The 11,097-nt window shown below is 72.5% G+C and carries 8 protein-coding genes; 5 read left to right on the forward strand and 3 right to left on the reverse strand.

What is annotated here, in order from left to right:
* A partial coding sequence (locus BZY54_RS21115; protein WP_208640714.1) for an SUKH-4 family immunity protein occupies nucleotides 1-1,820 on the forward strand: 1,820 nt, incomplete at its 5' end.
* 245 nt (nucleotides 1,821-2,065) lie between these two features.
* A complete protein-coding gene (locus BZY54_RS50305) occupies nucleotides 2,066-2,962 on the forward strand; it encodes a cellulose-binding protein (protein ID WP_086726752.1) in 897 nt (298 codons plus the stop codon).
* Between the two features lie 22 nt (nucleotides 2,963-2,984).
* On the opposite strand, the gene BZY54_RS21125 is transcribed toward BZY54_RS50305, so the two are convergent.
* Both BZY54_RS21125 and BZY54_RS21130 read right to left on the reverse strand, forming a co-directional pair.
* A complete protein-coding gene (locus BZY54_RS21125; protein WP_086726753.1) occupies nucleotides 2,985-4,595 on the reverse strand; it encodes a sodium/solute symporter in 1,611 nt (536 codons plus the stop codon).
* A complete protein-coding gene (locus BZY54_RS21130) occupies nucleotides 4,592-5,005 on the reverse strand; it encodes a DUF485 domain-containing protein (RefSeq protein WP_086726754.1) in 414 nt (137 codons plus the stop codon). The genes BZY54_RS21125 and BZY54_RS21130 overlap by 4 nt, the downstream gene beginning before the upstream one ends.
* 239 nt (nucleotides 5,006-5,244) lie before the next feature.
* Between BZY54_RS21130 and BZY54_RS21135 the strand changes: the two genes are divergently transcribed.
* Complete coding sequence (locus tag BZY54_RS21135) at nucleotides 5,245-5,940, forward strand: NAD(P)-dependent oxidoreductase (RefSeq protein WP_086726755.1); 696 nt, start codon at nucleotides 5,245-5,247, stop codon at nucleotides 5,938-5,940.
* 171 nt (nucleotides 5,941-6,111) lie between these two features.
* On the opposite strand, the gene BZY54_RS21140 is transcribed toward BZY54_RS21135, so the two are convergent.
* The gene (locus tag BZY54_RS21140) at nucleotides 6,112-7,605 is read right to left on the reverse strand and encodes an MFS transporter (RefSeq protein ID WP_244217266.1); all 1,494 of its coding nucleotides are present in this window, start codon (nucleotides 7,603-7,605) and stop codon (nucleotides 6,112-6,114) included.
* Nucleotides 7,606-8,009: 404 nt separating this feature from the next.
* Here BZY54_RS21140 and BZY54_RS21145 point away from each other — a divergent pair, with 404 nt between their 5' ends.
* Both BZY54_RS21145 and BZY54_RS21150 read left to right on the forward strand, forming a co-directional pair.
* On the forward strand, nucleotides 8,010-8,798 hold the full coding sequence (locus BZY54_RS21145; RefSeq protein ID WP_086726756.1) for an ABC transporter ATP-binding protein: 789 nt from the start codon (nucleotides 8,010-8,012) through the stop codon (nucleotides 8,796-8,798).
* Nucleotides 8,795-11,097: ABC transporter permease (locus BZY54_RS21150; protein ID WP_086726757.1), on the forward strand; the 2,303-nt coding region annotated here is incomplete at its 3' end. The genes BZY54_RS21145 and BZY54_RS21150, both read left to right, overlap by 4 nt.

Here is an 11,097-nt window from a genome sequence, read left to right on the forward strand (position 1 = left end):
CGGGGGTGGCCGGTGCTGCGGTTGCGGGTGTTCCGGGGGGTCCGGCGGTGCCCGGCACTCCGCCTCCGCCGCCCGGTGCTCCCTCCTACGGCTACCCGCAGGGCCCCGGTGCTCCCGGTGTCCCGGCCACTCCGCCCCCGGCCGGTCCGGGCCGGCCTCTCGCACCGAACGCCGGTGACATCGCCGACGCCGCGACGAGCAAGGCGGCGCCTCCGCCGCGCCGTGGGCGGGGCGGCTCGCCCACGCCTCCGCCGCCGGGTGCTCCCGGGGCGCCCGGCGCGCGGCCGGGCGAGGCCCCCGCGCCGCCCGCGCCTGGTGCCCCGGGTGCCGGGGGTGGGTACGTGCCGACCCAGCTCGTCTCGTCGCTCGGGCCCGACGGTCCCGCCGGGCCCGGGGCTCCGGCCGGTCCGCCCACGCCTCCGCCGCCGGGCGCCCCAGGGACTCCGGGCGGTACGCCGCCGGGCGGCGTACACCACGCCGCCACGATGCTCGCCGACCCCGGCCAGACCGGTGGCGGCGCCCCGCAGCCGCCCGGTCCGCCGCAGCCGCCGGGTGCGCCCGGCGGGCTCGGTGCTCCGGGCGCACCGGGGGTTCCCGGCGCACCGGGGGCCGGGCAGGGTGCAGTGCACCACGCGGCGACCATGCTGGCAGGGCCCGGCATGCCTCCGCCGCCGGCCCCGGGTGCCCACGGCACGCCTCCGCCGCCGCCCGTCCCGGGCGTTCCCGGAGTGCCTCCGGGGGCCCCGCAGCTGCCGCAGCCCATGCCCCCTGGCGCCGTGCCGCCGCCCGGTCAGCAGCCCGTGCCGGGTCAGCAGCCTCCGGCCTACGGCTACCCCCCACAGGGGCAGCCGACGGTCGGTCCCGGCTACCAGGCCGTGCTGCGCTACCGCGCCCAGGACGGGTCCGAGCAGCAGGTGATCCGGCGTTCGGCGCCGGGTGTGCCGCACCCGGAGTGGCAGATCTTCCACGAGCTGCGCGCCATGAACGTGCCGCCGGACCAGGTGCTGGAGCTGCACACCGAGCTGGAGTCGTGTCAGCTGCCGGGCGCCTACTGCGCGCGGATGATCCGTGAGCAGTGGCCGCAGGCGCGGATCACCTCGATCGCGCCGTACGGCACCGACCACGCGAGCCGCCAGCAGGGCATGCGGCAGCTCCTCGCCCACCAGGGTGAGTTGCATCAGGTGGCCGACGGGCCCGCCCGTCCGGCCCCGGTCCGCGCGCCGATCCCGCCGGTGCAGGCGGCGCCGCCTGTTCCGCCGGAGGGCATCGCCCAGGAGCTGGGCGCGGCGTTCGGGCCGGGGGTGTTCCGGTTCGAGCAGGCGGCGGTCTCCCGTCAGGGCGTGCCGCCGATCGTGGCGCACACGCTGGTGGTGGCGGGCCTGCCGATGGACATGGGCCCGTTCTTCTGGGCGCAGGCCCAGCCGGGGCGGCCGGTGCCGACGCTGGCAGAGCTGGCGGCCGAGCGTGGGGTGCAGCCGGCTCCGGACGCGGGCTCGTACCTGGTCATGGGCAGCGACTTCGGCAAGGCGATCTGTGTGCAGTACGGCACGGCGAACATCGTCGCGGTGCCGGTGGAGGCGGGTCCGGGCGGTACGTCCGTGCCGCCGCAGTTCGTGAACACCGGCCTGCCGGAGTTCGCGCGCTGCCTGGCGCTGCTCGGGCGGATGTGGCGGCTGCGACACGGCCTGAACCAGGAGCAGGCGGGCCGCTGGACCGTCGACTTCCAGGCCCAGCTCGCCGCTCTCGACCCGGCGGCGCTCGGTTCGTCGGAGAGCTGGTGGTCGGTGCTGCTGGAGCAGATGTGGGACGGCCTGCTGTGAGCCTTTCGGCGCCCGGCGCGTGAGCGCCTGAGCCGCCTTTGAGGAGGCGGGCGTCCGACGGCATGTGGGGCCGGACGTGGTCGTACGACTCGTATGACCACGTCCGGCCTTTTTGTGTTTGGAGGCTGATCGAAACGTTCGCTCGGAGTGTCGCGTTATGAACATTTCCGCCCAATACCTCAAGATGTGCGCGAAATCATCGTGTCGCATCCGCTCGGCAGGGTTTCGGCGGAGAGGGGTTCAGGATGGGCAGCGCCTCGAGGTCATCGGCCGCGTTCCACGGCTTCGTGGTCGTGAAGGGGCGTGGCTACCGTCCCGACCAGGTGAACGCCTGCGCGGACGGTCTCTCCGACGAGCGTGACGCCGCCTGGGAGCGTGCCGCGCGGCTGACCGTGCTCGCCAAGAACATGGAGGCGGAGCTCGCCGCCCTGCGGGAGACCGTCGACCGGCTCGGCGAACAGACCTACGAGTCGCTGGGGGAGGGCGCCCGGCGGCTGTACGAGCTGAGTCAGCGGGAGGCCCAGGCACTGCGGGAGCGGGCGCGGCAGGAGGCGCAGCAGTTGGAGGAGTCGGCGCGGGCGCATGCCGACGGTGTGCTGGAGGCGGCGCGGGCGCACGCCGACACCGTACGCGCCGAGGCCGAGGAGCGGGCCCGGCAGTTCCTGGTCGCCGCCCAGGCGGAGGCCGAGGAGCTGCGGGTCTGCGTCCGCCGCGAGGTGAAGGGGAGCCGGGGCGAGGCCATGGCGGCCCTGCGGGAGATGCGGCAGCGCACGTCCGGGATGCTCACCGAGCAGTCCCGCGAGCACGCCGCCCGACTCGCGGAGGCGGAACGGGAGGAGACCGAGCGTCAGGCCGCGCTGGAGGCCGCGCACTCCCGGCGCATCGAGGCGGCCGAGGCGGCGCTGGCCGCGGCCGAACAGGCCCTCGCAGACGCGCGGGAGGTGGACCGGCGGGCGCCGGAGGAGGCCCGGGCGCGGGCAGCCGAGGTGCTGGCCGAGGCACGGCTGCGGGCGGACCGGATCGCCTGCGAGACCGAACGGGTGCTGCGCGAGCACGGCGAACTGTGGGACGACGTACGGGCCCAGATGGACAGCGTGCAGGACAGCATCACGGCACTGACCGGGCAGGGCTGGTCGGAGTAGACCCGGCGGGGCCGTCTCCGGGTCAGCGCCCCCTGCGCACCGCCCCGGCCAGGATCCAGCCCTCCACCGCCTCGTACTGCCGCCGCTGCTCCTCCGCCTTCGCCCGGCCGGACACCAGCGTGCCCAGCCAGCCGAAGAGGAAGCCGAGCGGGATGGTGACCAGGCCGGTCGTGGTGAAGGGGAAGTAGTTGAAGTCGGCCTCGGGGAAGGCGGCGACCGGCGAGCCGGAGACGAGATCGGTGCCCGGCATCAGCAGCAGCACCGCGAGGGTTCCGCCGATCAGGGTGCTCAGCAGGCCCGTTCGGGTGTAACGGCGCCAGAAGAGGCTGTACACCAGGGCGGGCGCGATGGCCGAGGCGCCCAGGCAGAAGCTCAGCGTCACCAGCGGCTGGAGGCTGCGGTGCTGGACCATCGTGGCCAGCAGGATCGTCGGGATGCCCACCGCCAGCGCCGAGAGGCGGGCCAGCGTCATCTCACGGCGCGCCGGCATCTCCTGCACGCGCGCGGCGAAGACGTCGTGGGCGAGGGAGTTGGCGCAGGCCAGGATCATTCCGGCGACCGAGGCGAGCAGGGTCAGGAAGATGGCCGTGGTGACCGCGGTGAACAGGAAGGTCTCGCCGGTGGAGACGTCCGCGCCGAACGCGGCCCGCGATCCCAGCAGATAGGCGGTGTTGCCCTGCGGGTCGGCGCGTGCGATCACCGCGCGCCCGAGGAGTGCCGTGGCGCCGAAGCCGACCACGGTGACGACGAGCACGAACAGCGCCACGCTCGACACCGCCCAGGACATCGACCGCCGCACCTGCCGTGCGCTGGAGGCGGTGTAGGTGCGCATGGTGATGTGCGGCAGGCACGCGCCGCCCAGGACCACCGTCAGCTCGGAGGTGATCATGTCAAGGCGGGGGTTGGCGCCACCCGCGAACTCGATGCCCGAGTGCAGGAAGGCCGATCCGACCCCGCTCTGTTGCGCGGCCGCGTCGAAGAGCGCGCCGGGGTCCCAGTCGAACCGCCGCAGGATGAGCAGGGCGACCACGGCCCCGGACCCCAGCAGCATCACGATCTTCAGGATCTGGATGAGGGCCGTCCCCTTCATCCCGCCGATGGCCGCGTAGCTGATCATCAGCACGCCCAGGCCGATCACGCACCCCGTCTTGAGCGAGTCGGAGGAGAACCCGAGGATGAAGGCCAGCAGCTGGCCCGTGCCGGCCAGCTGCACCAGCATCAGCGGCACCAGCGCGGCGATGGTCACCGCGCACGCCGTCATCCGTGCGGCCCGCCCCGGCGTCCGCCGCGCCAGCGCGTCCCCCATGGTGAACCGGCCCGCGTTCCGCAGGGGTTCGGCCAGCAGGAACATCATCAGCATCAGCGACAGCGCCGTGCTCAGCGCCAGCACGATCCCGTCGTAGCCGCACAGGGCGATCACCCCGCCCGTGCCCAGCACGCTGGCCGCCGAGATGTAGTCGCCCGCGATGGCCAGGCCGTTGCGCATGGGGGACAGGGAGCTGTAGCCCGTGTAGAACTCGTCCAGGTCGTCCCGGTCCGGGCCGGTCATCACGCACAGCAGCAGGGTGATGGTGGCGACGCTGGTGAACGCCACCAGGGACACCGCCTGGGGAGGTCCGCCGAAGAGCGTCATCGGGCCGCCTCCCGCTTGCTGTCCAGTTCCGCCTGTCTGCGTATGCGGTCCGCGATCGGGTCGACGTACCGGCGCGCCGTGTACTCGTACAGCGAGATCGCCAGCAGGGTGACCGGCAGCTGCGCCAGGGCGAGGAGCAGCCCGACGGGCAGCCCGCCCACGCCCTCGCGCGTCATGAAGGACGGCGCGAAGGCGGACAGCAGGAGGAAGAGCGTGAAGTACCCGAGCGCGGTGAGGGCGGCCACGCGCCGCTGCCAGCGGTAGGCGCCGCGCAGAATCCGCAGGTCGCTGTGGTGGCCGAGCGACTCCCGCCGCGGCAACCGCCGCTGCTCGGGCTGGTGTTCGGGTGGCGGCGGCTGCCAGGGGTAGGTGGCGTACGACGGCGAGGGATCGTGAGCGGGGTACGACATCCCGTGCTCCTCTGCGGGCGGCTCTGGAAGAGAGGTGCGGGGTGGGAGGTGGCGTGCGGGGCCGATGTGCGGGTCACGCACGCTACTCGGCGCCCGGGCGACGCGCGGCGTTTTCACCAAACTGAGTGGTCGGTATGCGCTTACTGCGCGGACGCGACCTTCCCGCCGCGATGTCACATCCGGGAGCCCCCGCACCCTCTGGTCCACGGAAACCCCGGACCGGACAGAGGAGAGCCACCATGAGGAACATCGTCGTCTTCGGGGCGAACGGGCCCACCGGACGGCTGGTCGTCGAGCAGGCGGGCGCGGCCGGATGCCGGGTCACGGCCGTCACCCGCCGTCCCGAGTCCTTCCCGGTGCGGGGGGCACACGTGCGGGTGGCCGAGGCGGACGTGCTCGACGCCGGCGCGGTCGGGCACGTGGTGGCCGGGCACGACGTGGTCATCTCGGCGCTCGGCGTGCCCTTCGGCCGCGAGCCGGTCAGCGTGTACTCCTCCGGGGCCACGCACATGATCCGGGCCATGGCCGCGCACGGCGTACGGCGCCTGGTCGCGGTCACCTCCACGATCATGTTCGGCACGCCCGCCCCGGATGAGGGCTTCCTCTTCCGCAGGGTGCTGGAACCGGCCGTGGCGCGGTTCATGGGACGCACGGTCTACGACGACATGCGGCGCATGGAGGAGATCGTCCGCCGCAGCGACCTCGACTGGACGGTCATCCGTCCCGGCGGGCTGTTCGACGCCCCGGACGTCAGCGACTACCGGATCGGCACCTCACGCCTGCCGGGCCGCTACACCGCGCGCGCCGACCTGGCCCACGAGCTGCTGCGGCAGGCGGACGAGCGGCGGTACGTGCACGAGTTCGTCGACGTACGCACGACGCAGGGCACCCCGACCTTCGTCGAACTGATCCGCAAGGAGGCGCTGGGCAGGTGAGTCGGGCGCCGGGTGGGTGAGGGAGCCACTGGGCGGGTGAAGGAGCCGCCGGGCGGGTGAATGAAGTTCGGGGTGAGGGGCCTTTGTGCCCGTACCGGTGAGGAGCCGTCGGCTTCGGCCGGGCGGAGGAAGTACGGGCAGCGGTCCCGCCCCCGCGCCGGCCGGCGGCCCTCACTCGCGCAGCACCGGGAAGCGCCGGGGCGCCAGCGTGAGCAGGACCGCGAAGGCCAGCGCGGCCGCGCATCCCGCGCCCAGGTAGACCGCGTGCACCGCGTCCGCGACGGCCCGGCGGGTCGGTTCGGCCGCCGTCCCCGCGTCCAGCGCGCGTGTCACCGCGTCCAGGTCGCTCGCGCCGCCCAGGCGCGCCGACAGCACGCCGTTGGCGACCGCGCCGAAGACGCAGGCGCCGAGGGTCTGGCCGGTCTGGCGGCAGAAGAGGACCGAGGCGGTGGCCGTGCCGCGCTCCGACCAGCCGACCGTCGACTGGACGCCGACGATGAGCGGAAGCTGGAACAGACCCAGGGCCGCGCCCAGCCCGAGCATCAGGACCGTCGGCTGCCAGGCCGCGCCCGGGTACGGCAGGAAGGGGAACGCGAACAGGATCAGGGCCGCCACGCCGATGCCGAGCATCGCGGTGTTCCTGAAGCCGATGCGGCGGTAGACGTGCTGGCTGAGCGCGGCCGAGACGGGCCAGCTCAGCGTCCACACCGACAGCACGAAACCGGCGGCCACCGGTGCTAGGCCGAGGACCGACTGGGCGTAGGTCGGCAGGAAGACCGTCGGGGCGACCATCAGCAGGCCCAGGGCGCCCAGCGCCAGGTTCACCGCGGCGATCGTACGGCGGCGCCACACCCACCCGGGGATGATCGGCTCGGCCGCCCGCTGCTCGATCACCACCACCAGTGCGGCCAGTGCCAGGCCCGCGCCGAACAGGGCGAGGGACGGCGCCGACAGCCACGGCCACGCCACGCCGCCCTGGACCACCGCGGTCAGCAGGGCACCCGCGCAGGCGAACACCGCCAGCGCGCCGGCCCAGTCGATGCGAGGGCGGGCGGCGCGCTCCCGCCGCGGCTCGTGCAGGTGACGGGCGATCAGCCACAGCGCGAGGGCGCCGATCGGCAGGTTCACGAGGAAGATCCAGCGCCAGTCGGCGTACGCCGCAAGCAGGCCGCCGAGCGCCGGTCCGGCGATCGCGGAGACCGCCCACACGGTGGACAGCCTGGCCTGGATCCTGGGGCGCTGCTCCAGGGGGTAGAGGTCGGCGGCGAGCGTCTGGACGGTGCCCTGCAACGCCCCGCCGCCCAGGCCCTGGACGACCCGGAAGGCGATGAGCGCGCCCATGCTCCAGGCGCCGGCGCACAGCAGCGAGCCGAGCAGGAACAGGGCCGCGCCCGCGACGAGCACCGGTTTGCGGCCGAAGGTGTCGGAGAGCTTGCCGTAGACGGGCAGCGTCACCGTCACGGCCAGCAGATAGCCGGAGAACAGCCAGGAGAAGACGGCGAAGCCGCCGAGGTCGCCGACGATCTGCGGCACGGCGGTCGACACGATCGTCGAGTCCAGTGCCGCCAGCGCCATGGCGAGCATCAGCGCGGCGACGACCGCGCCGCGACGGTCGGGCGCGGTGCGCCCGGTGGCCTGGCGTATCGCTGGTTCGGTGCTGCCCACCCCGGATCCTTTCCCCGTGCATCCATCTTCCGTCGCACAGCTTCGCACTCGGCCTTCAGGTAGCGGGAGGGTGGAGGCTCGCTGGGCCGGAGGGTGGACGCGACCCTGAGACGAGGTCCACCCGTCGGTGGACAGCCCCTAGGGGTAGCTCCGTACCCGGGGTCGGGGAGGGTTCGTACCGGCGGAGGACGAGAGAGCACCGGGGCCGTCCTTAACCTGGCTTTACGCCGCTGAGGGGCGGCGCACCGCACCGACGGGGGTGGGGTTTTCCCCCGCAGAAGACGGGGCCCGGCACCAGCGCGCCGCGGCCCTCGGCCGACCAGACTCGTCTGCATACCGAAGCACCTCGCTCGACCGATGAGCGACGAGCACGACCAACCGCTGACCGACATAGGAGACTTACCGTGACAACGGCTGTGACCATTCCCAGGCACGGGGGTACTGGAGGGACTACGGCCGTTGCCGCGCGGGCGCGGCAGGTCGTGAAGGCCTACGGGACCGGGGAGACCCGTGTCGTCGCCCTCGACCACGTCGACGTGGACATCGCCCGCGGCCAGTTCACCGCGATCATGGGCCCCTCGGGGTCCGGCAAGTCCACACTGATGCACTGCCTGGCCGGGCTCGACACCGTGACGAGCGGTCAGATCCACCTGGCCGAGACCGAGATCACCGGGCTGAAGGACAAGAAGCTCACGCAGCTGCGCCGGGACCGGATCGGCTTCATCTTCCAGGCGTTCAACCTGCTGCCGACGCTGAACGCGATCGAGAACATCACGCTGCCCATGGACATCGCCGGGCGGAAGCCCGACCGGGCGTGGCTGGACAGGGTGGTGGAGACCGTCGGGCTCGCCGGGCGGCTCAAGCACCGGCCGACCCAGCTCTCCGGCGGTCAGCAGCAGCGGGTCGCCGTGGCTCGTGCGCTCGCCGCCCGCCCCGAGATCATCTTCGGTGACGAGCCGACCGGGAACCTGGACTCCCGTGCGGGCGCCGAGGTGCTGGGCTTCCTGCGCCGCTCGGTCGACGAACTCGGCCAGACGATCGTGATGGTCACCCACGACCCGGTGGCCGCCTCCTACGCGGACCGGGTGCTGTACCTCGCCGACGGCCGGATCGTCGACGAGATGTACCAGCCGACCGCGGACGCGGTGCTCGACCGCATGAAGGACTTCGACGCCCGGGGGCGTACGTCATGACCGTCCTGAAGACGTCGATGCGCAACTTCTTCGCGCACAAGGGTCGGATGGCCCTCTCGGCGATCGCCGTGCTGCTGTCGGTGGCCTTCGTCTGCGGGACGCTGGTCTTCACCGACACCATGAACACCACCTTCGACAAGCTGTTCCAGGCGACGTCGTCCGATGTGACGGTGAGCGCCAAGGGCGCTTCGGACACCGGTGAGACGACCTCCGACAACGGCAGGCCGCCGGTCGTGCCGGCCTCCCTGCTCGGCAAGGTGCGCGGGGCGCAGGGCGTGCGGTCGGCGGAGGGGACCGTCTTCTCGACCTCCGTCACCGTCGTCGACGGCAAGAAGGACAACCTGTCGCCCTCCAGTGGCGCCCCGACCATCGTCGGCAGCTGGAACGGCAACGACGCCCGCACCATGAAGATCACCTCCGGTACGGCGCCCAAGGGCCCGGACCAGGTGATGGTCGACGCCGACACCGCCGACAAGCACCACCTGAAGCTCGGTGACGAGATCGGTGTGATCAGCGCGGTCGGCACGCACCGCGCGAGGATCTCCGGCATCGCCGCCTTCCAGGTCACCAACCCCGGTGCGGCGATCTTCTACCTCGACACGAGGACGGCGCAGCGGACGCTCGTCGGCAGCACCGGCGTCTACACCAACATCAACGTCACGGCCGCGTCCGGGGTGAGCGACCCGCAGCTGAAGAAGAACGTCCTCTCGGCGCTCGGCACCGGCTACAAGGTGCAGACCGCCAAGGAGACCGCCGACGCCAACCAGAAGGACGTCGAGGGCTTCATGAACGTCATGAAGTACGCGATGCTCGGCTTCGCCGGGATCGCCTTCCTCGTCGGCATCTTCCTGATCATCAACACCTTCTCGATGCTGGTCGCCCAGCGCACCCGCGAGATCGGCCTGATGCGGGCCGTCGGCTCCAGCCGCAAGCAGGTCAACCGCTCCGTGCTGGCCGAGGCGCTGCTGCTCGGCGTGTTCGGCTCGGTGCTGGGTGTCGGCGCGGGCGTCGGCCTCGCGGTCGGGCTGATGAAGCTCATGGGCCAGATGGGCATGCACCTGTCGACCAGCGATCTGACGGTCGCCTGGACGACCCCGGTGGTCGGTCTGCTGCTCGGCGTCGTCGTCACCGTCCTCGCCGCCTATCTGCCCGCCCGCCGGGCCGGCAAGGTCTCCCCGATGGCCGCGCTGCGCGACGCCGGAGCCCCGGCCGACGCGAAGGCCGGGCGGATCCGGGCCCTGGTGGGCCTGGTGCTGACCGGCGCCGGCGGTTACAGCCTCTACCTGGCCGCGGGCGTCGACAGGGCGAAGGACGGCTCGCTCTGGCTGGGCCTGGGCGTGGTGCTGTCGCTGATCGGGTTCGTCGTCATCGGCCCGCTGCTCGCGGGTGGCGTGGTGCGGGTCCTGGGCGCCGTACTGCTGAGGGCCTTCGGGCCGGTGGGCCGGATGGCCGAGCGCAACGCGCTGCGCAACCCGCGCCGTACGGGCGCCACGGGTGCCGCCCTGATGATCGGTCTCGCGCTGGTCGCCTGCCTCTCGGTGGTCGGGTCCTCCATGGTCGCCTCCGCCACCGACCAGCTCGACAAGACCGTCGGCACCGACTTCATCGTCCAGTCCGACAGCGGTCAGCTGGTCACCCCGCAGGCGGTCAAGGCCATCAAGGACACGCCGGGGCTGGCCCGGGTCACCGAGTACAGGTGGACCAAGGCCGACTTCACCACCCCGGACGGCAAGACCCTCGACGACACGGCGATCACCGCGGCCGACCCGACGTACGCGACGGACCTGCGCACCAAGACCGTCGCCGGGAATCTCAAGGACGCCTATCTGCCGAACTCGATGTCCGTGCACGAGAAGTTCGCCAAGGCCCACGGCATCCACCTCGGCTCGAAGATCGCCGTCGCCTTCAAGGACGGCTCCACGGCCCATCTGACGGTCCGCGCGATCACCAGCAGCGACGTCGTCATCGACCAGGGCGCGATGTACACCTCGATCTCCACGCTCGCCCAGTACGTGCCCGCCGACAAGATGCCGCTGGACCAGCTGGTCTTCGCCACCGCCAAGGACGGGCAGCAGGACGCCGCCTACAAGTCGCTGAAGTCCGCGCTGCACGACTACCCGCAGTACAAGGTGCGCGACCAGACCGACTACAAGCAGGCGCTGAAGGACCAGATCGGCCAGCTGCTGAACATGATCTACGGCCTGCTGGCGCTGGCGATCATCGTCGCGATCCTGGGTGTGGTGAACACCCTGGCCCTGTCGGTGGTCGAGCGGACCCGCGAGATCGGCCTGATGCGGGC

The sequence above is a fragment of the Streptomyces carpinensis genome, from assembly GCF_002154505.1.
Lineage (GTDB): Bacteria > Actinomycetota > Actinomycetes > Streptomycetales > Streptomycetaceae > Streptomyces > Streptomyces carpinensis.